This is a genomic window from Methylobacterium amylolyticum (genome assembly GCF_030700245.1).
In the GTDB taxonomy this organism is placed as follows: Bacteria; Pseudomonadota; Alphaproteobacteria; order Rhizobiales; family Beijerinckiaceae; genus Methylobacterium.
This window is the reverse complement of sequence record NZ_JAUYZI010000017.1, coordinates 24,915-44,545: the sequence shown is the minus strand read 5'-3', so window position 1 is coordinate 44,545 and position 19,631 is coordinate 24,915. Positions and strand designations below refer to the sequence as shown.

Genomic DNA, 19,631 nt, shown 5'->3' with positions numbered 1-19,631 from the left:
GTGTAGCGGGGAAGGATGCCGCCGCTCATGTGGGCACGTATCCAGGCGTGGCCCTCACCGTGAAGGTGATCTCACAGATGGCGGGCAGTTCGACGCCTTGTGCATTGAAGCACCGCAGCACGCCGATGATCTGCGGCTTGTAGCTGTCGTTGAACGTGAACTGATTGAGCCGCGGCACCTTGTAGGTCCGACCCGCGACGGGGATGGTGAAGGTGCATCCGCCGTTGGAGGGCGTCGGGATCACGAGGGTGCCGTTGGCGGCAGCGCTGTCGCACACGGCAACCGCGTTCTCGGCTTGATCGCAGAACCGCGCGAGGAGTCGAAGCCCTGTCAGGTCAAGCGGCGTGGTCCCGTCAGCCTGCGTGACCGTGAAGTCCCAAGACCACGGGTCGCTCTCGAAGAAGGCGTCCGGAGAAGATGCGGTGATCGCCACGGGACAGCCTCACCAATCGCTTAAGGCAGCGCGGCGCCAGCGGTTCGGGGCGATGCAGCGGAACTCGAAAGCGGCGTTCCAGGCCCGCTCGCCCGGCACGCACGGGTCGGTCGACGCGGTCGGGGTGTGCGGGATGGTCTCGATCAGCCGACCGACGTAGGCGGCACCGTCGTCGGCGAACCGCAGCATGGGTCCCCCGGGCGTCATGTAGGTGAACATGCCGTCCGCCGGGTTCATGCCGAGGAAGCGACCGAAGCGCCCGTCCGCGTCGGCATCAAAGGCGAGCCACTGGCCCTTGGCGAGCGCGATGGCGGGGCCGCCGAACACACCGCCCGCGAGATCGAGCCCGATCCCGAACTTCGCCCCGACGTTCGCCGTCGAGAACGCCCGGTCGATCGTCACGTCGGCTGTGCCGGAGACCATGTAGCCGTAGCCGACGTGGGAACCGGGCTGACCGCTCGCCGCGCCATGCGCGATCACCCGCTGCCGGTTCGGGTCGGGGCCGACTGCGCCGCCGATATCCAATTCCGCCGCGATGCAGGCGCCCGTGGGCGGGCTCTCGCCGGTCTTGTCCACGCAGTTGCCGTTCAAGGCCCACGAAGGCCCCGTGGCCTCGCCGGTGCCGGTCGGCTCCCGCCAGATCGTGCCGTTGACAGCGACGTTCTGCGCGCTGAGGCTCAACCGGGACTTGTTGTGCTGCTCGCCCTTGATCGTCCACTCGAAGCCGGACACATCCTTCCCCGAGACCGAGAGCGCCCAGAGGGTCGGGTAGGTGTACCAGGGCGTTCCGCCGCTGAAGCCCCCGGTGTCCCGGAACAGCCAGAGCGTCGGCTGAAGCGCCGCCCGACCGTCCGCGGGCCGCGTGAACAGCATGATCGGTTGGCCTGAAAGCCCTGGGATGCCGGTGCCTTGTATTGACGGCTGCCAGTCCGGCACGAAGGCCGGCGGCTGAGCCTGCGTCTGCGCCACCACGGGCGAGGCCAGCAGCAGGGCGGCGAGGAAGGTGATCGCGCGCATCACCAGCCTCTCTGAGCGACGAAGCGGTAGGCCCAGTTCGCCGCCGTCATATTGACGACCGCGCCACTACTCGCATTCACGATTTGCCAATTTGTGAGATTGGGGATGCTGAGAGCCGTGCGTGTCGTGTAGATCGAGATCAGCGTGAAGTTGCCGTTCGCTGTCCCGATACCATTGGCGACGACTTGACCGGGCGAGCAACCCACGTCGGCGGTAATGTTTTTGACAATGTACTTTGTGGTGTCCGGCGGGAGGCCAATGTTGTGGTTGCGCGTGGCGCTCGCCGCCAGGGTGTTGGTGTACCCGCTGTCGTAGTAGCCGTTATACGCGTAGGCGACGGTCGCCGTGACGGCAGATGCGCTGGTCGTGGCCTCGCCCACGAAGACGAGCGGCGCGGCGACGGCCGCGGTGCCGTTGCCCATATACCCCTGCATCGCGCCGGGTGAGTAGTCGAACGTGAACTGACCGGACGTGGTCGAGGGCGTTCCGCCGTACTGATAGATCGGCTGAAGGGTGGTCGAGCCCGTCGCCCCGGTGGAGGCGTTGACGTAGAGGTAGACCGTCGAGGACGCGGCAAGAGACGACCACGTCGGATTGGACGTGTAAGTGTAGGAGACGTTCGGGGTCGAGCCGAAGCCTTGGGCCGCGGTGGCGATCAGAGGCGTCGTGGACGACACGTTCTGCGCTGTCAGCGACAGGCTTCCGGAGGAAGCGGGCAGGAACGACGGGAGGCCTGAGGAAGCCGGCCCTGTGGAGACGGTCTGTCGGGTCGCAGGCTGCGCCGTGCTGCCGGTGCTCGTCGCCGCCCAGGATGGGTTCGCGCCCGTGCCGCCCGTGGTCAGCACCTGCCCAGAGGTGCCAGGAGCGAGCCCGGCCCATCCCGTAGATCCTCGATAGGCGACTGTGCCCTGTGCGGAGCCCAGCGCATTGTCTAGGATGGCCGAGAGGGTATTGCCGACAGGGGCAGCGCTGGATCCGGTCAGGTTCGCGAGGATCGTGCTGGAGGCGATGGAGCCGAGCGAGACGGTCCGATCCGCAGAGAGGTCCCCGCCTCCGGCGAGACCCGTACCCGCTAAGATCTGGCGCGACTTCGGGACAAGAAGCGCCTCGGCGCCCGTCGCCCGCGTCACCTCATTGGAGATGGCAGTTGCGTTGGCGCTCTCAGCCGCCTGGGCGCGAGCCGTCTCGGCCGCAACGCTGCCTTGACTGGCGAACTGGATCGTCTGCCCATTGATCTGGCCGAAGAACGCCGCCGAAGTCGCCCACACGTCGCCATTGTTCGGCGTCGTCGGAGCAATCCCCGGCAGAAGAGCGAACATGGCTCCGTTGACAGTGGGGGCCGCCGTCGTGAGCTTGCCGCGCATCGTGCCGCCCGACAGGGCGAGCGGCGTTATGGTGAGCGTGTCCTGCTTGGATGCGAATGCCGCCCGCAACTCACCCGCAGTCGGGACGTAGCCGTAGCTGATCCAGCTCGGGGCTGACTGTGCGACGGCAAGCGTCGGCAACGCCGCGATGAGCAGCGTTGCAAGTAGGCGTCGTATCATGTGAGCCTCAGAGCGCCTGCCACCCGCGCCACCGGCGCCGCCGGTCGTCCCGGAACCGCCGCCGCCGCCAATGCACCGCACGCGGACGAGCGTGACGCCCGTGGGGCACGTCCAACTGAAGGTGCCGGCAGTTGTAAAGGGGACGATGGTGTTGAGGCGACCCGTCGTCGTGGATGCGATCCGAACCCAGTTCGCCGCGCCGCCGCCGTCCGGATCTGTGCTGTTCCCATCCGCGGTGTTGAGCCAGAGGACACCCGAGGCCGTAGACTGAACGATGGCGCCCTTAGGATAGCCGCCCACAGCGAGAGCAAAGGCGGAGTCGAAGGGGACAGTGCCACCGGCCGCTTGCCAGCGGGTCCAAGCAGTAATGGCGTTAAGGACCCCGTTGAAGTCCTGCCCAGCGGGCGGAATGCCGCCGGACCCTACGGGCGAAAAGCATACTGGGGGGAATCCGTCCGTGTAAGATGCCGCACCGCTGTTGATGCCGATCTGCGAGGCAGTCGGCACGGAGCGAATGAAGCCCGCACCCGCCGCGTTCGCGAACGGAATCGTCAGCTTCGCCGGGAGTTGGCTGGCCTGCATCGTTCTCAGCTCAAGCTTGGATGGAGATGGAGGCGGCTATGCCAGTCGGCTTCGGCAGCACGCCGGAGTTCTGCACGATCGCCAGATCAACCGGCGATGGCTGAAACTTGAAGACGATCTGATACTGCATTGAGGGGATAGTCTGGCCGTTGTAGAAGACGGCTTGGCCGAAAGGCGCCGTGTTCTGCGCCTCGGCGAACCCGAAGAACGTCGGCGGCGTACCCTCTTGGACGTAGACGTTGCCGCGCCCGGGGTAGAGACTGATAAGGATCTGGTTGACCGCCGGGATTGAGCCGTTTGTGATGTTGGCCCGCGCCTTGGCGTAGATCATCCGTAGATACTCTTTGTCGGATAGGCGGTAGTTGCTGGTGAGTTGCCCGCCCGGATAAAGTGGCCCCGCGCCCGCGTTCGGATCAACACCTTGGAATTGCTTTCGGAAAGCGAAAGTGCCCTCATCGAAACTGCGCTGATCGCCGGCCTCCGCAAATCCGAGCGAAGGCGTGTAGCCCGCGAAACGCGCATCTCCGAACGAGAGCGACCCGGGCAGCGCCTCCGAGAAGCCGAACCATGCAACGGTCGTGACCTGAAGGACGCGGTTGATGCCGACGATGCGGCCCCAGCAATCCAGCCCGTAGCCTTGCGCGCTCGGTAGGTTCCAGATGTTGTCGTAGAAGGCGTCGAAGTTGGCGGTCTGGTCAACCGCCTGAAAGAACGTCTCAATCAGACCCGTGATGCGGTCGCTGTCCGCGTACTGACTGAGGATCGTCTTGCGCCAATCGAAGGCGGGGAGCGTGCCGACCGGGGCGACGCCGATCGCACCGACGCCGATGGCGTTCGACCCGGGGCCGGGAGGCGCCGGGTACGGCCAGTTATTCGTGTCGCCGCTCATGGCTTAGGCGAGCGAAACCGCGATGTCGGCCGCCGCCACGACGGGGATCTGATTGATCTGCACCGGCACCTTGAACAGGCTCGGCACAGCCGACATCATCGCCTCCGTGCCGACCGTCTGGTTGGATGAAACGGTGTAGGTTCCCGCTCCACCCGCGCCGGTGCCGAGCGCGATGATGGACGTACCCTCGACAATGGCGCCCGTCGCGTCGTCAATGAACTGCCCGACCGCGAGCGTGCCGGATGTGGCTGAGGCGACCGTGAGCACGTTGCCGGCGATGGAGCCGACGAAGCTCGCGCTCGGCGCGTTCACGGAGCCGATCAGCACGTCCACGATCTTAGCCCAGCGGCCCAGCGCCATGATCGGCGCGTAGAAGCGCGAGGCAAACACGGTGCTGCCGATGCGAGCGCGGGGGCCTCCATCAAGCCCGGCGAAAGCACCGATGATCGCGTTCTGGATCTGGATCGCCGCGTCGGCCGGCACCAACAAGCTGTTGGCGATCACCACTGAGAAGTAAATGCTGACCGGGGTCGGTCTGGTGAAGCTGACCGAATAGGTCGGATAGGGCGGGACATACCCGCTCTGGGTATCCTGCACCTGTACGTTGGTGTTGCCGTAGGTGGGGGCGCCCGGCATCTTCCGGGTCCAGATCGCGCGCCCGATGTCGGCTGCCGCACCGCCCGCCACCGCCACGTAGAGGTTATTCGGCGGGATCGTGACGCCACCGACCGTCTGCGGGTTGTTGGACGAGTTGTCGGTCACGAAGGCGTCGAGGACGCCGGAGACGGTCAGCACCGCGCCGAGGACCGAAGGGATTGACCCCAGGCTGTTCTGCGCGACCGCGAGACGCCGTCGCGCCTCGAAATCCGTCCGGCTCTCCACGAGGTTGCCCAGCGCCCCGTTGCCCGGGTTGGTGATCGTGTCCCAGCCGGGGATGGCCTGATAGATCGTCGCCAGCGTGCCGGCGGGGCAGGGGATCGGGCCCACCTGCGTGTTGGCGAAGGTGAGACTCATCGTGCCGGTGGCGTCGAAGGTTCCAGCCTGCGTGCAGATGTAGGTGTTGCCGCTCTGGTCCTGCGCCTGGGCCCCGACCGGGATGGTGACACCCTGCGCCCCGATCACCGTGCAGGTGACGACGGTGGGCTGCGCGGGGTTGCGCTCAATGAAGTAGATGCGGCCGATGCCGTCCTGCATCCGACCTTGAGCGAACGCGGGATCGACTTGGCTTGTGTAATACAAAAATAAATTTAGCACCGCACCAATGATGGCAGTCTCTGAAGTCGCAAGTTGGCCTTGCGGCGTCGTCAGATCAAGATTGAGGTTTGATCCGAATACATTAACGAAATCGGCAAGCCGGCCGGCGAGGATTTCGCTTTCCAGTGGTGCGACAAAGCCCGCCGACCCGAAGGACGGCGCCGGCACGGATGATGATGCCATGCTGCCTCAGAAGCCCGCGGCGGTGAGCCGACCGGCGGTGTCCGTGATCTGAACCTGCCCGGTCAGCTTCCGGCCCTTGAAGCCGGTGATGAAGGCGCGGGCCGCGACGACGTTCGGGGTCAAAGCCGCCGCCGCCTCGACGTATGCCTTCACGAGGGAAAGCGGCGGGAGGTGGCCTAGGATTTGATCGAAGTAAGGGATGCCTCGGCCGACATCGTAGTACACTTCACCTTGGAATGTGCGCACGGAAGCCGCCGCGTCTTGGGCGGTGGCATACGGCTCCGTCGCCAACGCGATGTTCCCGGCCACGTCCAAGCACAAGTCCCAGCCAACTTGGTCGAGCAAGAGCGTGGACGCCATTGCCTAACTCCCCGGGGTGGGGGGGCCGCTGGTCCCGTGCGCGTGCCCCTGCAAGGTGACTTGATCGGCTGTCCCTTGCCCAGCGGTGACGTTGCCCGGCGCCTTGATCTCGCCCTTGTCGGTAATAACGACACCGTTCATGTTCCAGCCGTCCTTGGACCCGACGAGCTTGTTGCTGTTGCGGTCCTGAAACTGCATCCCGTCCTTGGTGAACATCACCCACTGCTTGGGCTTCACGCGTTTCGGGTGCATCGTGCCGTGATAGACGGCATCTGACATGCTGTTGCGCCGGAATGACCCGGGGTTGCCCTCTTTCCAGTCGTTCTCTGCCACCGATGAGTGATCGCGGCACGCCACTGAAAACCAGCACACATCGTCCGCGGCTGGATCGGCGATAATCATGGAGTCGCCGGCCATGACCCGGGGGACCTTCACCCCGTAGATTGTCCCATGGCTTTGCGCCTTACCGACACCGTCCATCTGCTTGACGAGGGGTTGGATATCGACGGTCGGCGAGCCTTCAAGGCCGCCACCGTGAACAGCTACTATCTTCGCAGCGAAGTGGAACCGCGCTTCGCCCAGCGTCTGCTCCGAGATAAACGTGTTCTGGTTGTGCTCAGAGTTGTCGGACGTAAGACCCTGTTGCCCGGCATAGCCATTCCGATCGTCTTCATCGCTCATGCGACCGGCACCTGTCCTGGTCTGGCTGCATCAATGACGCAAAACCACGGGCCCCTAGGGAGCATTGAGGCAAGGTCATACTCTAGGCGATACACCACCCATTCGCCGCAGGCCGGCGTGATGTCACTTTTAACCTTGATCTTGCTGCCATACTTGAGCGTAGGGTTAAACTCGGTCGTCAAAACAACGCCCTTAGAGTTGAAGGTTGGGTAGCCGACCAGCCCTTTCCCCGGCGCATATTCTATAGTGTCCCCTTCTCGCGGCTGCCCCGGCTTCCAGATTGCGAGCTTGTCGCAATCAATGATCCACTCCATACCCGCTGCTTTAGCGATGCACTTCGCCTGATGCCGCGCCGCTCCCCAAAAGTAGGGGTTCTGCAATTTGGTATCTATCCCGCTGTTTTCAAACTGAAGGCCCATCGCCTTTGCTTGCCGCTCCATCATCTGCGCGGCGTCGGCACTGCCCTTCATGCTTGTTGGTTCAGCGGGCTTAGCTGCCTCAAATAAGCCGGCAGCGGCATTTATCCGAAAGCCGACCTGTGGCGCCGAGTTGCCGTCCATAAAGGCCGTTAAAATGGTCCCCTTGAAGACCATGGACATCGCGTTGGGGTCTTCACCTGCAAATACGGTCACAGTGTTTTTGCCGATCAACGTCTCAGCTAACCCGTACTGCGTTAGCTGGTTCATTTTGCTCAGGGTCATGCCGAAGACTGTGATCTGAGCGCCGCCCATGCTGGCACCCCCAGCCTTCACTATTTTTGCGATCGTTCGCAGCCCTGTAAGGCTGGCGCTATTCCCACCGCCCTGGAAGTTGCCAGAAGCTAGAGAAATATCAACTCTAAGAAGTTTTTGCGTGAGAGACATCCGCGCCTCACAAGAGGCGGCGGGGGCAACAATCTATGCCCCCGCCTTTTGAAACAGCCGCACCACGACATGTCGGGCCCCGCCGTGCGAAGCCGCATCATGCCGGCCAGAGCATGCTTCGCCGTAACAGGACAGTCCAAATCACGACTTACGCCGCCTTGCCTGCCTCGCCACGCCTGGCCGAACCGTGCCTAACCCATGTCAGATCAAACCAGGCCTGCCTGACCCAGACTCGCCTTTGGCAGCCATGATAGCCTCCAGTGGCGTCCCGGCCGGCCAAGACCCGGACGCGAAGGACGGGGGATCGAAAAGACGATCACCGGGCGCCACTGAAGAGCGGAAACCAGGATGATCGCGTCTTGCCGCCTTGGCCGGGCGGGTCACGCGCGGGACGATGCCTCGCGCTACCGGCGAACCTCGCCGGATCTCTGAATGATGTTGAGTCCGTCTCGACTTCGGCCCGAACCCGAGCGGCCGCGCCTACTTTCGCCAGTCGCAGCCGACAGTGCTGAGCACTACAGGGGCTCGGAAGGCCGCCTCCTGACCGACGCGCGGCCAGTCTCTCAAGCCCGCCAAGTCGTGGAAATGGAAGGACGCGCCGGGGTTATCCAAGGGAATGTACTGCCCCCGTCCTGCCGCTTCGGGCCACAGGTAGTCGTGCACCGCGCGCTGCTCATAGTGCAGCCACGTTATGTACGTTTTCAGACACTCGGTCGTGCCGGTGGTGGCGGCCCCAGTTGGGCTGCCGATGAGCGTCACGCCGCCCCCGATGAGCGGAAGCGTTGTGAGGCCGCGGAGGAAGCCGCGGCGGTTAGATGACTCAGTCATGCGGCCCTCCGCGCGACCCAGTCCATGCCCTCCGCATCGGCGATCCCGTTGTCATCGCCGGCTTCGCAATCACGGTCAGCGCCCGCCGCCCATTCCTCCTGATCCGAGAAGTCGCTGTGGGTGGTGGCGTCGAGTGAGCCCAGTGATGGCTCAAGATCCGCGTCGCCGTCGTGACGGTCAAAAAGGCCGATCAGGGCCTCAACCAAGCCCTCGGCTTCCTGTCGGGTGAGAGCACGGGCGCCGGGGATCCAGCGCGAAACGGGGTAGAGCGGTGCGGGCGCGGGTGTGCTATAGGCGCAAGTAGCCTGTGCCATCGGATTGCTCTCCGTGGTTCCGGTCAGGGCCGTTGCGGAAGTGCCACCTTCCCCTCGGCCCGTTTTTCGTCTATACCGGAACGATGCTCATCGTGTCAACTCAGGTAGAGAAGAAAAGGCGCGGGCGCCCGAAGGGGCAGCAGTACCCGATCCCTCTGCCGATGCGGCTTAACCAAGCGCAGCTCGACGCCCTAGACGATTGGCGGCTCTCTCAAACCGACCAGCCTTCGCGCTCGCAAGCCATCCGCGAGCTTTTAGTCATGGCCCTTACCGATTTAGGGCACCGACCTGTTGATCAATCTTAGACAAACAGTGGCGGCTCGGAAGAAGTGAACGGGGATGGAATTCCTGCAATGGCTTAACGGATGGGTATCAACTCTAGGTGATTGGCTGTCAGTTCTAACGTTCTTCGTTTCTGGGTACACGTACATTACGCTTAGAAATGTCCGGGCCGAACTTATTAGCAAGGCAATGTTGCCCCGCTACATTGACTTGCTAACGCAGGAAGCTTCAAACTTATCGGACCTTCTTGCGGATTTTCAGAAAAACAAGAACGATATTGAGCTAATTATCTCAAGAAGCCTAGTGAACGTTAGGACAATTGAGAACAAAACAGCGGGGCCGACGAAAGCTAAAGCCAAGTCCGTTGCGAAGCAGATCCAAAGCTTTGAGGCTGTCCCTTGGTTTGGCTCTCGCAAGGAACTTGATGCTAGTGCGGCACGCACGATCTACATCTCAATCACTGTGCTCATTGAGCAAATGAACCGGCTCGCAGAAGATCAGCGCTTTGGAGCGTAGCATGGCATCCGATCTCGACGACAAGTACGCTCAGTTCGTGTCTAAGCTCATTGAGCTGACGCAGTCTGGGTCCCTTACTTGGAGATCAAGAGGCGATGATATTTATGTTGCCCATCTTAATGGGCGCGGCCTTCAAGTCGAGCGCGTCGAGGATGAAAGCTCAAGCGGCGCCGCCCCGGCCATAGGTGCGGCATTTGGAATTGTCGTCCCAAGACGCAAAAACTCATACGTTCTTAGATTGGCGAAGACCGAAGACGCGGAACCGTTTTATCTTAGAAATCAATACGGCGTACAGAACTTGTACAAATCTGCGGTTCTGACCTCAACCAAAATAGAGAGTTTCATTGACTCCGTTTTGGGATCTTAACCCCCCTAGCCGTCGATGACCTCCGACGCCGTGAGGTAAGCCAGAAGGAAGCGTGAGCCGAGGCCGGTAGATACGGGGTCGTCGGTGCCCTGCGTGTCGAACGTCATCAGATCTCCCGAGAAGCCGAGATAGGCCGAGCGGACGACGCGGTTGCGGTCCAGCACCAGGGCGCCCCCGATGATCAGCGCCTCCCGGACGTAGAGGTCGAGCGTCAAACCGTACAGCGTTTGCCTGACGTTGATCTGGCAAGGTTGCCCGCCGAGCGTGACTGCTACGGCTTGATTTGGAACGGGCTGAAGCGGGATGATCTGCACGGCTACAGCGGGTTGAAGTACACGGGTTGGTCTGGGCCGGCCGGCGATAGGCCGCTGATGCTCGACGTAGTGGCTGGCACCGTGCCCTCAGGGAGTGCTTGACCGCTCAGCCCATCCGCTACAGTCAGCTCGCCTACGTCGCCTGTCACAGTCGTGTTCGCGCCGATCGCGTTCACATCGTAGCCGCTTACGTTGTAGCCACCCGTGAAATCCTGCGTGCCGACCGTGCTGATCTGGCCAGAGGTCGCGTCGGTTGCCTGCACCTGCCCTCCATTGACCTGATCCGCCCCGGAAGGCGCGGCTGTATCGCCGGTCTCGCCTGTCGCGCTCGGGTCAGTCGTAGTCGTGCGCCCTCGGCTGATCCGTACCTCTTGGCAAATGAGATCAATTTGGAGCATGCCGAGCCCGTCGCGAGACGTGCGCCGGTAGTCCATATGGATCACGTTGACCGACCGGTGGACAAACTCCGGGGTGACTGCGTCGAAGATATCAAGAGTGCCGACCACTGCCTTACACGACTGGAGGAGCGCGGTGCGGCTCGCGAGCGACCCGCCTGCCACATACCGTAGGCGGACGCCGTCTGGCGCGTTGACCTTGTCGTAGGTTTCGAACCCACCCCTTTCGAGAGGGTAGTCCGAGAGCAGGAAGTCACTCTTGTATTCGAAGCCCAGCACGGTATCGGCAACGACCGCGGGCGCACCGCTCCGGAAGAGGCCCCACTGCTGCTGTGTGAACGGAAGGAATGGCAGCCCTACGGCATCGGCGACCGCGAGGGCTATGGGAAGCCCGGCCGTGGCCGCGAAGAGAACCGCTGGCACCCCGGGCGCGTCGGGCACGTTGACGAGATCGGCCATGTTCTACGTCCGTTCACCTCGACGCAATAGCCCCACCCGTTAGGTTGTGCAGATGCGCGCCATTTTAATGCTCTCAGCCGTTCCCGCCCTGGCTGCCCCAGCGACCGCCGCCAAGCTGCCAACAATGGCGCTTGCGAATGGTCACTGTGACGTTCTCATAATTGGCGGGAAAGATCGCACGGCTTCTTGCGCAGGAAAGTTGCTGAATACGATTTACGACAACGGCCGAGTTGGTTTTTACTTCGTCACAGACGGCGGGGCCGCGATTACCTTCAGTGGAGACGGCTCGTCTCAAATTAATCCGAATCCAGACGCAGCGGTGCAGCCTGTAGACGGCATAATTTTTTCGTACAAAGGCAAGACAGATCGGAATGCTGCCGTAGGCACCTGCCGCTTCACAAACCCTTACAAGCCGCCGGGCACAGTAGAATGCCGGGCGGAGACCCAAGGCGGCTTGTACGAAGCCAAATTCACCACGGATGGCCGGCCGCCCGTAATCACGCGCCCCAAGTAATCTAGGCCGGCCCGTAGTTCGCCTGGGCGGTTGTGAAAGTCCGGCGCATAGCGGGGCCTAAGTCGCGAGCGATGCCATCCGCATCCGTTGCCTTGGTGTGAACATTGACTTCATTGATCCGGAAGTCGTTGCTTGTCGTACTGCTCGACGCCGTGTTCGAAATCGATGCGGCTGCGGCTTGGGCTTGGCCCGGGAGCTGCATGATGTGATCGGGCGCCCTGCGATTGAGGAAGTCCTTGTAGTCGATTGTCGAGGGCTTCGCCGAGACGGGATTTTTCTTTGACGCTTCATCTGCATTGAAAGCGCGCTCCGCCTCGTTAGCGTATCGATGACGGCTCCCGTATGCTTTGACGCCCGCGCCCTCATAGGCAGCCTCGAAAGCCACCATTTTTTGATCGCGCGTCCCGGCCGCCTTGAGCCGGCGGATGGCGCCCGCGTGTGTCGTCAGCAAGGCCGCCGCATCCCTCACCCTGTCCCAGGTGCGGGATCTTCGCAGGGGAAATGGGGTCAGGTGGTGGGCCCGGCAGGACTCGAACCTGCAACCAGACCGTTATGAGCGGTCGGCTCTAACCATTGAGCTACAGGCCCGAGGTATTTCGCCTCAGTGGTTTAGGTCAATGACTGTCTCGGATCAGCCCGTCCGACGACAGAACCGGCGACAGAAACCCCGCTGTGAGTACCCGGTGGGGGAGGGGGCCGCAAGGGGCCCTGCGCGGTGCTTCGTCGGGTCGGCCCCGAGGCGGTCCCGGGCCGGTCTCAGGAGGCCCCGCGCACGCGCGCGACCGCGTCGGCGGTATCCTCCGGGTGGGTGTTGAAGGCGATCGGGACCGTCGGCGCGGCCGTCCGGGCCGCGTTGATCAGCGCCTCGAAGACCGGCAGGTGGCGCGGCCAGGCCCGGATGCCCGCGCCGATCACCAGGCAGTCGTAGGTGGCGCCGGAGAGACGCGCCGCCACGGCCGGTGCCGCCGCGGCGTCGGGGCGGACGAGGCAGGCCTCGGCCGTCCAGCCGCGGCCGCGCATGTCCGCGAGGGTCGCCGCGATCCCGGCCTGGATCTTCGCGGCGTCGAGGCCGGGCGGAAAGGCGGGGTCCGAGAAGTCGACCGCCTCCGGCTCGTAGCCCACCAGCAGTACGCGCATCGCGGAGCCTCCGGGTCCGAGCACCGCCGCGGCGCGGGGCGCGGGGCGGGGACGGGCATCTAACCCGGGTCCCGCCCGCGCGCCAGCATCCGGCGCCGACCGGCGCGGGGCGCCGTGCCGCCGGAACCGTGGCGGGACCGGTCCGTTGCCGGCGCATGATCCGCTGGTCGTTCCCCGCCGCTCTCGCGCTCATCCTCGCCAGCGTCGCCGCCGCGCACTGGCACACGCCCGGGACGGCCCCGGGGGGGACGCGCACGCTCGCCCGGCCGGCGAGCCCCGACCCCGGCGGCGCGCCGGCCGCGCCGGGACCGCGCGGCGGGGTCGGCCGGTAGCGGGGCCGGTTGCGCCCCGGCGCGCGAGGCGGCACCGTGGGGCTCCGGAACCGACGGAGGCCCCGATCGATGTCGGACGCAGGCGCCCCCGCGGCGCACCGCACGAAGCTGGTGCAGGTCCGGCGCCTCGCCGCGGCGCTGGCCGCCCGGGTGCGCTACGCCCAGACGGTGGGCCGCCCCGTCCCCGACGCGCAGGTCGACGCCCTGGTCGGGGCCGCGCGGCTGCTGCGGGCGGAGGGCGAGCCCTGGCCGCCCCTGGTCGACGAGGCCCTGCGCGCCTGCGCCGGGGAGATGGCCGGGGCGGGCGCGGATGACGGGGCGGGCGCGGATGACGGGCCGGACGCGCCCGACGCCGCCGAGCCGCGGGCGGGCGGCGTGTCCGGCCTGATGCGGATCCTCGGCGTCCGGCGCGGCGGGCGGGGGCGGATCGCCGACGCCTGAGCCGCGGCACACCTGAGAATTGTAATACATCCCGATACAGACACCGTCGTTCTCAAGATGCCGTCTATCCTCGGCGGGGGTTGAGAAGTTCCGGCCGGGTGCGTACCGGTGGCGGCCGGCCTCGCCGGTCCCGCCCCCGAACGACGCCCCCGCGAACGACGCCCCGATGCCCGGATTCCGCGCGATCCTGTTCCGCCTGCACTGGGCGCTCGGCCTCACCGCCGGCCTCGTGCTCGCGGTGGTGGGCGCGACCGGGGCGCTCCTGAGCTACGAGGAGGCGCTGACCGCGCTCGCCAACCGCGACCGGGCGACGGTGCCCGCGCGGGCGGCGGAACCGCTGGGGCCGGAGGCGCTGCTGGCGCGGCTCGCGGCGGCGGCGCCCGGCCTGCGGGTCGACGCCCTGACCTTCGCCGCCGCGCCGGAGGGGAGCCCCCGCGCCCGCTTCGCCCGGGACCCGGCGACCGGGGCGCGCCCGCCCGCCCTCTACCTCGACCCCTACGACGGCGCGCCGCTCGGCCCGGTGCGGGGGGAGGCGGGGTTTTCCGCGGTGCGGGACCTGCATCGCTGGCTGCTGGTCCCCGGCGGGGGAGACGGGTGGGGGCGGACGGTGACCGGCGCCTGCGCGCTGGCGCTGCTCGCCTTCCTCGCCACCGGCCTGTACCTGCGCTGGCCGCGGATCCACACGTGGCGGATCTGGCTGAGGCCCGCGCTCGCCCGGCCGGGGCGGGCGCGGTGGTGGTCGCTGCACGCGGTGCTCGGCACGTGGCTCGCGCCGGTCTACCTCGTGATCGTGCTCTCGGGGCTGACGTGGTCCTACGAGGCGTACAAGGCCGGCGCCACGTGGCTGCTCACCGGCCAGACGACGCGGATGCGCCCTGACGGCCCCCGGACGGAGCGGGGGGCGGGCGCTCCCCGGCCGGCGCCCGCCCTCGACCGGGCCTGGGCCGCCTTCCGGGCGGGGGAGGGCCGGGAGGCGGCGCTCGCGACGCTGACCGTGCCGGAGACCGGGCCGATCCGGATCCGCTGGCAGGCGCGCGACGGGGTCGGCCGCAACGACGCGACCTTCGACGCCGCGACGGGGGCGCCCCACGCGGTCGACCGCCACGCCGACAAGCCGCTCGGGCGGCAGATCGCCGACAACATGCTGGAGGTCCACCGCGGCCGCTTCTTCGGCGATGCGGCCGCCCTGCTGTTCTGCCTCGCCGCCCTGCTGATGCCGGGCTTCGCGGCGACCGGCCTCACGCTCTACGTCCTGCGCCGTCGCGCCCGCCGCGGCCGGGCAGCCCCGCGGTCACGGAATCCCGAAGGGACGGGTCCCTTCGGCGGGGCTGCGGGGCGAAGCCCCGCGGGCGGGCCCAGTCTCTCGAAGCCCGGCCTCCAGGCGTGAGGGCCCGGCTCACATTCGCGCGGTCACCGTCGCGAGCACCGTGAACGGCGCGCCGGGGGTGTTGTTGAACTGGTTGAACGGCTGCTCGATGTAGCGCGCGTTGGTGAGGTTCCGCATGTTCACCGCGAAGCGCCAGTGGGCGTCGATGTCGTAGTACACGGCCGCGTCCACCCGGTTGTAGGCCCCGACGCGGTAGCTGTTGCTGAGGTCGCCGAAGCGCGACCCGACATGGGTGACGCCGGCGCCGAGCCCGAGGCCGCGCAGCGGCCCCTCCCGGAAATCGTAGGTCGTCCAGACGGAGCCGCTGAAGGCCGGCACCCCGACCAGCCGGTTGCCGACGGCGAAGGTGGTGTCCTTCGTGATCCGCGCGTCGAGGTAGCCGACGCCACCGATCACCTTCCAGCCCGGCAGGATCTCGCCGGCCAGATCCGCCTCGACGCCCTCGGAGCGCTGCTGGCCGGTGATGACCGAGAAGCCCGTGTTGGCCGGATCGGTGCCGGCGACGTTGTTGCGGGTGATCCGGAACGCCGCCCCGCTCAGGGTCAGGCCGGGGTTGAGGTCGATGCGGGTGCCGACCTCCACTTGCTCGCCCGTCTCCGGAGCCGGGTTGACGACGTTCAGCACGTTCGCGGTCTGCGGCACGAACGAGGTGGCGTAGCTCGCGTAGAAGGTCAGCGGCTCGATCGGCCGATAGATCAGGCCGACCCGCGGCGAGGCGCCGAACAGGCTCTGCTCGGGAGGCTGGGTACGCGAGTTCGGCTGGCGGCTGAAATAGTACTGGGTGCCGAGGTCGAACCGGGCACCCAACACGAGCTGGAGACCCGGGGCCAGCACGATCTGGTCCTGCACGTAGAAGCCGAACAGCTCCAGCCGCTGCTTCAGGTCGGCCTGGAGCCCGAGGGCGCCGGGTACTGCGCCGTAGACCGGATAGAGGAAGCTGATCGAAGCGAGGCTGCCCTGCAGGGAGAGGGGGTGGCGGAAACCGTTGGTGTACTCGAAACCCGTCAGCACGGTGTGGCCGAAGCCGAACGTGTCGAACTTCGCGATCGCCTCCGTCTGCGTATCGACCGCGGCGAAGCGCGATTCGACCGCGCTGTCGCGCCGCGCGACCAGGGTGCCGGCCGCGTTCACGCCGGTGGCCCGGGCCGCGAACAGGTTGAACTCGCCCCACTGGCCGTTGATGACCTGACGCAGGGTCAGGTTCTCGTTGACATCGTGCTCGGCACGCATCGTGATCGCGTTGAACGCGCCGTAGTAGCGCGAGAACGGCTCGCCGTAGTAGCGGCTGATGTTGTCCAGCGGCACGCGGCCCTGGAAAGCCACCAAGCCCTCGTCGTACTGCGTGCGCTGACTGGTGAACTCGGAATTGACGTAGACCCGGGTGTCGGCACTCGGTGTCCAACTCACCGCCGGGGCGACGAAGACGCGCCGATTGCTGTTGTCGCCGATGTTGCGGAAGGTCGGGTCCTCCTGCGCCGCGAAGCTGACGCGCGCAGCGAGCCCCTCGACCGCGGGGATCGCGCTCGATACCGAGCCTTGGAAGCGCCGGAAGCCGAAGCTGCCGCCGAGCAGGCTCGCGTCGGCGGTGGGCTCCAAGGTCGGTCGGCGGGTGACGATGTTGATGACGCCGCCGGGGTCGCCGCGGCCGTAGAGCACGGAGGCCGGGCCCTTGATCACCTCGACCCGCTCGGCGTTCACGAGGTCGCGCTCGACCGGGTAGAAGGTGATCGCCGGATTGATGAGCACGCCGTCGACCGCGAAGATCTGCGTCGCGAACCCGCGGATGATGTAGTTCTGCGAGCGCCCCTGGACGGTCGAGCCGGGCGTGACGTTGCTGACGTTGGTCACGGCGTCGGTCAGGCGCAGGTCCGCCTGATCGGTGATCACCTCGCGGGGGACGACGTTGATCGTCTGCGGCGAGTCGCGCAGGGGCGTGTCGGTGCGCGTCGCGGTGGCCGAGCGGGTGGCGCGGTAGCCGATCACCGGGCTCGTCGCCGTCTCGACGGGAAGGCCGGTGCCGAGGACGCTGAGTTCTTCCAGCACGATGTTCGTCTCGGTGGCCGGCACGATCACGTCCACCTGGACGGGCTGCGCCTGGGGCCCCGTCACGGCCAGGGCGCCGCCAAGACCGAGCATCGGACCGAGCAGCGGGGCGCGGAGACGGCGCCCGCGGCGCGCCGTCGGGCTGCGCGGGGCGGGGGGTCTCGGGCTGCTGCGGCGGGTCGTCATCACGCGGGTCTCGACAATCGGTCCGCGCGAGGCGTGCGCGGCCCCCGCGTCATCGCGGGCCGCCATCACATGGGCAATGCCGGCGCAGATCTTCATCCATGATCCCCGTCGATTGGGCGCGCCTGTTCTGCAAAGACCACATCTTGTGATTTGAACAATTCAAATCGGCAGATTACGTTTCCGTGATAATACAACCGGAGATACGCGCGTCCTCCGGCGAGCCGCGCCGCCGTCCCCCGCGTCCGCTCGTGGCCGCCGGAACCCGGCGTCCGCGCCGACGGGTCGTGATGAGACGGGCCGCGCGATGGCCCAAGAGACGGCCCTTGAGACGGGCAAGCGCAGCCGCTACCTCTGCGGGTCGGGGCGGGCCGGTCACCGCCCGGCCCCGGACGGACTGGAGCGCCGCACTCGCCGCGGCCGAGAGGGTATCCGTGGCGCCGAGCCTCCCGCAGACGCCAGCCCCCGACACGGACCCGGCCGCGCCGAAGACCCGCGTCAGCGCGCGGGGCCGGCTGCGCACCTACTTCCTCACCGGCATCATCGTGGCCGGACCGCTGGCGATCACCACCTACATCACGTGGTGGTTCATCGCGCTGATCGATTCCTTCGTGAAGCCGCTGGTGCCGGCGAGCTACCTGCCGGACCATTACCTGCCGTTCTCGATCCCCGGGCTCGGCCTCGTCATCGCGTTCCTGGCGGTGACGCTGCTCGGCTTCCTCACGGCGAACCTCGTCGGCCGCTCGGTGATCGAGTTCGGGGAGGTGCTGCTCGCCCGCACGCCGGTGATCTCCGGCCTCTACAAGGGCCTGCGGCAGATCTTCGAGACCCTGTTCTCGGCCAACGGCACCTCGTTCCGCACGGTCGGGCTGGTCGAGTTCCCGGTGAAGGGGACGTGGTCGGTGGTGTTCCTCTCGGCGCCCGCGGCGCCGGAGGTGGCGGCGCCCTTGCGCGCCCGCGGGGCGGCGGCCGACGACCTCGTCGGCGTGTTCCTGCCCTGCGCGCCCAATCCGACCACGGGCTTCTTCTTCTACCTGCCGCGGGCGGAGGTGGTGGAGATCGCCATCAGCGTCGACGACGCGGCCAAGCTCGTGATGTCGGCTGGGGTGATCCAGCCCGAGGACCCGCAGGGGCGCCTCAACGCGATGGCGGCCTCGCTGCGCGCCGCGCAGCAGGCGGGCCCCCTGGATCCGCAGACCGGCCCGCAGGCCGGCGCACGGCCGGACGAGCCGGCGGGCTCGCCGCGCCGGCCGGCACCGCAGGACGCCTGAACGGCCCCCGGGCCGGGTTCCCCCTCGCGCTCAGTGCAGGACCGGCTGCGGCCTCAGGGTGCGGATGCCCGGCAGCGTCGCGCGGAACGCCTCCCGCTCCCGGACGATCCCGGCGGAATCGGCGATCCGGACGTTCCGGCATCCGTCCTCGGCCCAGCGGTCGGCCAGGACCATGGCGCTGCTGCGCTCGCGCCGCGTCGCCGTGCGCGCGGCGTCCCCGCAGGCGGCGGAGACAGTGTAGAGGCTGCGGTCGGGCATCGTCGACTCCCGGATACAGGTTCCCGAGTCGTCAACGCGCCGATCCGAACTCCGTGCCCGCCCCCGCCGGGCCCGTGCACGGCTAACCCGGTCAGGCGGTCGAAACCCTTTGATCTTGCATCATCTGTTCCGAAAGCCGGTGACCACCTCTCGGGACGATGCTCCAGGCACGAAAAAGCCGCCCCGCCCGGGTGGGCGGGACGGCTCGCGAAGAGCACCCGGAACAGCAGCCGTGTGCGATCAGCGCTGGAGCGAGGCCGTCTGCGGGGCGATGGTCGGCGGGGTCGCCTGGGCGACCGAGACGGTGGCGCGGGGGGTCGGCGCCATGAAGCCCGTCGCCGCCTGGGCCATCAGCGCGAGGCCGAGCGCGACGCACAGGCCGTTGGCGGCGAGCCAGAACGGGCGGGCGGCCTTGCGCACCGCGCTCTGCACGTCGTCCGCGGTGATCTCGGCGGCGACCCGATCCGAGATCGGCATCAGCCAGGGCTCGTTGGGGAGCGCGTAGGAGCCGGCCATCTCGTGAGAGCCCGGCAGGTGCTGGAACAGTCCGTTCGACATGTCCGTCCTCCAGATTCGTCCGTGACGACCCGGCTTACCGGGCCATTCGTTCATCTCCAGTTAAGGGAGGATTGTGTCGGATGCAAGGTGACGGACCCTGCCCGGGCCCGGTCCGCCCGGCGGTGCGCACCGGTCCGGCATCGCGGCCCGAGTACCAAGTATCTGATAAATCGAGAACATTACAGGCGGTCGGCGGCGCTGTCGCGTCGGGACCACGGTCTTCGAC

The 19,631-nt window shown here is 66.7% G+C and carries 23 protein-coding genes and 1 tRNA gene; 6 read left to right on the top strand and 18 right to left on the bottom strand.

Translation table 11 applies throughout. The features are described from left to right. Positions 1–25 precede the first annotated feature (25 nt). The 10 genes from Q8W71_RS13875 to Q8W71_RS13830 form a co-directional block, all read right to left on the bottom strand. The gene (locus tag Q8W71_RS13875) at positions 26–433 is read right to left on the bottom strand and encodes a hypothetical protein (protein ID WP_305525969.1); all 408 of its coding nucleotides are present in this window, start codon (positions 431–433) and stop codon (positions 26–28) included. A 9-nt stretch (positions 434–442) separates the two neighbouring features. Then, entirely contained in the window at positions 443–1,450 is a 1,008-nt protein-coding gene (locus Q8W71_RS13870) for a hypothetical protein (protein ID WP_305525968.1), read from the bottom strand. Further along, positions 1,450–3,576, bottom strand: coding sequence for a glycine-rich domain-containing protein (locus Q8W71_RS13865; RefSeq protein WP_305525967.1), 2,127 nt, complete (start codon positions 3,574–3,576; stop codon positions 1,450–1,452). Before Q8W71_RS13865 ends, Q8W71_RS13870 begins: the two co-directional genes overlap by 1 nt. Before the next feature lie 10 nt (positions 3,577–3,586). Beyond that, positions 3,587–4,465, bottom strand: coding sequence for a DUF2612 domain-containing protein (locus tag Q8W71_RS13860; protein WP_305525966.1), 879 nt, complete (start codon positions 4,463–4,465; stop codon positions 3,587–3,589). Positions 4,466–4,468: 3 nt separating this feature from the next. After that, positions 4,469–5,902, bottom strand: coding sequence for a baseplate J/gp47 family protein (locus Q8W71_RS13855; RefSeq protein WP_305525965.1), 1,434 nt, complete (start codon positions 5,900–5,902; stop codon positions 4,469–4,471). 6 nt (positions 5,903–5,908) lie between these two features. Then, positions 5,909–6,262: a hypothetical protein gene (locus Q8W71_RS13850; protein ID WP_305525964.1), complete on the bottom strand. Its 354-nt coding sequence runs from the start codon at positions 6,260–6,262 to the stop codon at positions 5,909–5,911. Positions 6,263–6,265: 3 nt separating this feature from the next. Continuing rightward, positions 6,266–6,943: a hypothetical protein gene (locus tag Q8W71_RS13845; protein ID WP_305525963.1), complete on the bottom strand. Its 678-nt coding sequence runs from the start codon at positions 6,941–6,943 to the stop codon at positions 6,266–6,268. After that, complete coding sequence (locus tag Q8W71_RS13840; RefSeq protein WP_305525962.1) at positions 6,940–7,806, bottom strand: baseplate hub protein; 867 nt, start codon at positions 7,804–7,806, stop codon at positions 6,940–6,942. The genes Q8W71_RS13845 and Q8W71_RS13840 overlap by 4 nt, the downstream gene beginning before the upstream one ends. A gap of 480 nt (positions 7,807–8,286) precedes the next feature. Then, the gene (locus Q8W71_RS13835) at positions 8,287–8,634 is read right to left on the bottom strand and encodes a hypothetical protein (RefSeq protein WP_305525961.1); all 348 of its coding nucleotides are present in this window, start codon (positions 8,632–8,634) and stop codon (positions 8,287–8,289) included. Beyond that, positions 8,631–8,948, bottom strand: a complete 318-nt coding sequence (locus tag Q8W71_RS13830) for a hypothetical protein (RefSeq protein ID WP_305525960.1) — start codon at positions 8,946–8,948, stop codon at positions 8,631–8,633. Before Q8W71_RS13830 ends, Q8W71_RS13835 begins: the two co-directional genes overlap by 4 nt. A 339-nt stretch (positions 8,949–9,287) precedes the next feature. Here Q8W71_RS13830 and Q8W71_RS13825 point away from each other — a divergent pair, with 339 nt between their 5' ends. Continuing rightward, positions 9,288–9,746 (top strand): hypothetical protein, encoded by a 459-nt coding sequence (locus Q8W71_RS13825; protein ID WP_305525959.1) that lies wholly within the window; start codon positions 9,288–9,290, stop codon positions 9,744–9,746. A 372-nt stretch (positions 9,747–10,118) separates the two neighbouring features. Here the strand turns inward: Q8W71_RS13825 and Q8W71_RS13820 are convergent, their stop codons facing one another. Next, positions 10,119–10,427, bottom strand: coding sequence for a phage baseplate plug family protein (locus Q8W71_RS13820; protein ID WP_305525958.1), 309 nt, complete (start codon positions 10,425–10,427; stop codon positions 10,119–10,121). Between the two features lie 2 nt (positions 10,428–10,429). Beyond that, entirely contained in the window at positions 10,430–11,281 is an 852-nt protein-coding gene (locus Q8W71_RS13815; protein ID WP_305525957.1) for a hypothetical protein, read from the bottom strand. 52 nt (positions 11,282–11,333) lie between these two features. On the opposite strand from Q8W71_RS13815, the gene Q8W71_RS13810 reads away from it, so the two are divergent. Next, entirely contained in the window at positions 11,334–11,795 is a 462-nt protein-coding gene (locus Q8W71_RS13810; protein WP_305525956.1) for a hypothetical protein, read from the top strand. Between the two features lies 1 nt (position 11,796). On the opposite strand, the gene Q8W71_RS13805 is transcribed toward Q8W71_RS13810, so the two are convergent. The 3 genes from Q8W71_RS13805 to Q8W71_RS13795 all read right to left on the bottom strand — a co-directional run bounded on the left by Q8W71_RS13805 (position 11,797) and on the right by Q8W71_RS13795 (position 12,932). After that, positions 11,797–12,246: a hypothetical protein gene (locus Q8W71_RS13805; RefSeq protein WP_305525955.1), complete on the bottom strand. Its 450-nt coding sequence runs from the start codon at positions 12,244–12,246 to the stop codon at positions 11,797–11,799. A 61-nt stretch (positions 12,247–12,307) separates the two neighbouring features. Further along, positions 12,308–12,383 (bottom strand) — tRNA-Ile (locus Q8W71_RS13800). A gap of 168 nt (positions 12,384–12,551) precedes the next feature. After that, complete coding sequence (locus tag Q8W71_RS13795; RefSeq protein ID WP_305525954.1) at positions 12,552–12,932, bottom strand: NADPH-dependent FMN reductase family protein; 381 nt, start codon at positions 12,930–12,932, stop codon at positions 12,552–12,554. Positions 12,933–13,087: 155 nt separating this feature from the next. Here Q8W71_RS13795 and Q8W71_RS13790 point away from each other — a divergent pair, with 155 nt between their 5' ends. From Q8W71_RS13790 to Q8W71_RS13780, 3 genes are all read left to right on the top strand, one after another. Continuing rightward, positions 13,088–13,264, top strand: coding sequence for a hypothetical protein (locus Q8W71_RS13790; RefSeq protein WP_305525953.1), 177 nt, complete (start codon positions 13,088–13,090; stop codon positions 13,262–13,264). 69 nt (positions 13,265–13,333) lie between these two features. After that, the gene (locus Q8W71_RS13785) at positions 13,334–13,705 is read left to right on the top strand and encodes a hypothetical protein (protein ID WP_305525952.1); all 372 of its coding nucleotides are present in this window, start codon (positions 13,334–13,336) and stop codon (positions 13,703–13,705) included. 166 nt (positions 13,706–13,871) lie between these two features. After that, positions 13,872–15,092, top strand: coding sequence for a PepSY-associated TM helix domain-containing protein (locus Q8W71_RS13780; RefSeq protein WP_305525951.1), 1,221 nt, complete (start codon positions 13,872–13,874; stop codon positions 15,090–15,092). 9 nt (positions 15,093–15,101) lie between these two features. Here Q8W71_RS13780 and Q8W71_RS13775 read toward each other — a convergent pair whose 3' ends face one another. Next, complete coding sequence (locus Q8W71_RS13775) at positions 15,102–17,228, bottom strand: TonB-dependent siderophore receptor (protein ID WP_370875409.1); 2,127 nt, start codon at positions 17,226–17,228, stop codon at positions 15,102–15,104. A 524-nt stretch (positions 17,229–17,752) separates the two neighbouring features. Here Q8W71_RS13775 and Q8W71_RS13770 point away from each other — a divergent pair. Beyond that, positions 17,753–18,589, top strand: coding sequence for a DUF502 domain-containing protein (locus Q8W71_RS13770; RefSeq protein WP_305525949.1), 837 nt, complete (start codon positions 17,753–17,755; stop codon positions 18,587–18,589). A gap of 30 nt (positions 18,590–18,619) precedes the next feature. Here Q8W71_RS13770 and Q8W71_RS13765 read toward each other — a convergent pair whose 3' ends face one another. Continuing rightward, positions 18,620–18,847, bottom strand: a complete 228-nt coding sequence (locus Q8W71_RS13765; RefSeq protein WP_305525948.1) for a hypothetical protein — start codon at positions 18,845–18,847, stop codon at positions 18,620–18,622. Between the two features lie 240 nt (positions 18,848–19,087). Beyond that, entirely contained in the window at positions 19,088–19,405 is a 318-nt protein-coding gene (locus tag Q8W71_RS13760; protein WP_305525947.1) for a hypothetical protein, read from the bottom strand. Positions 19,406–19,631: the final 226 nt, after the last annotated feature.

Excerpts from the sequence above, each read along its gene's own strand:
- Q8W71_RS13865 (WP_305525967.1), bottom strand. The coding sequence starts at position 3,576 with ATGCAGGCCAGCCAACTCCCGGCGAAGCTGACGATTCCGTTCGCGAAC.
- Q8W71_RS13810 (WP_305525956.1), top strand. The coding sequence starts at position 11,334 with ATGCGCGCCATTTTAATGCTCTCAGCCGTTCCCGCCCTGGCTGCCCCA.
- Q8W71_RS13815 (WP_305525957.1), bottom strand. The coding sequence starts at position 11,281 with ATGGCCGATCTCGTCAACGTGCCCGACGCGCCCGGGGTGCCAGCGGTT.
- Q8W71_RS13850 (WP_305525964.1), bottom strand. The coding sequence starts at position 6,262 with ATGGCGTCCACGCTCTTGCTCGACCAAGTTGGCTGGGACTTGTGCTTG.
- Q8W71_RS13860 (WP_305525966.1), bottom strand. The coding sequence starts at position 4,465 with ATGAGCGGCGACACGAATAACTGGCCGTACCCGGCGCCTCCCGGCCCC.
- Q8W71_RS13765 (WP_305525948.1), bottom strand. The coding sequence starts at position 18,847 with ATGCCCGACCGCAGCCTCTACACTGTCTCCGCCGCCTGCGGGGACGCC.
- Q8W71_RS13785 (WP_305525952.1), top strand. The coding sequence starts at position 13,334 with ATGTCGGACGCAGGCGCCCCCGCGGCGCACCGCACGAAGCTGGTGCAG.
- Q8W71_RS13835 (WP_305525961.1), bottom strand. The coding sequence starts at position 8,634 with ATGACTGAGTCATCTAACCGCCGCGGCTTCCTCCGCGGCCTCACAACG.
- Q8W71_RS13790 (WP_305525953.1), top strand. The coding sequence starts at position 13,088 with ATGATCCGCTGGTCGTTCCCCGCCGCTCTCGCGCTCATCCTCGCCAGC.
- Q8W71_RS13840 (WP_305525962.1), bottom strand. The coding sequence starts at position 7,806 with ATGTCTCTCACGCAAAAACTTCTTAGAGTTGATATTTCTCTAGCTTCT.
- Q8W71_RS13780 (WP_305525951.1), top strand. The coding sequence starts at position 13,872 with ATGCCCGGATTCCGCGCGATCCTGTTCCGCCTGCACTGGGCGCTCGGC.
- Q8W71_RS13760 (WP_305525947.1), bottom strand. The coding sequence starts at position 19,405 with ATGTCGAACGGACTGTTCCAGCACCTGCCGGGCTCTCACGAGATGGCC.
- Q8W71_RS13830 (WP_305525960.1), bottom strand. The coding sequence starts at position 8,948 with ATGGCACAGGCTACTTGCGCCTATAGCACACCCGCGCCCGCACCGCTC.
- Q8W71_RS13855 (WP_305525965.1), bottom strand. The coding sequence starts at position 5,902 with ATGGCATCATCATCCGTGCCGGCGCCGTCCTTCGGGTCGGCGGGCTTT.
- Q8W71_RS13795 (WP_305525954.1), bottom strand. The coding sequence starts at position 12,932 with ATGCGCGTACTGCTGGTGGGCTACGAGCCGGAGGCGGTCGACTTCTCG.
- Q8W71_RS13825 (WP_305525959.1), top strand. The coding sequence starts at position 9,288 with ATGGAATTCCTGCAATGGCTTAACGGATGGGTATCAACTCTAGGTGAT.
- Q8W71_RS13870 (WP_305525968.1), bottom strand. The coding sequence starts at position 1,450 with ATGCGCGCGATCACCTTCCTCGCCGCCCTGCTGCTGGCCTCGCCCGTG.
- Q8W71_RS13775 (WP_370875409.1), bottom strand. The coding sequence starts at position 17,228 with ATGCTCGGTCTTGGCGGCGCCCTGGCCGTGACGGGGCCCCAGGCGCAG.
- Q8W71_RS13845 (WP_305525963.1), bottom strand. The coding sequence starts at position 6,943 with ATGAGCGATGAAGACGATCGGAATGGCTATGCCGGGCAACAGGGTCTT.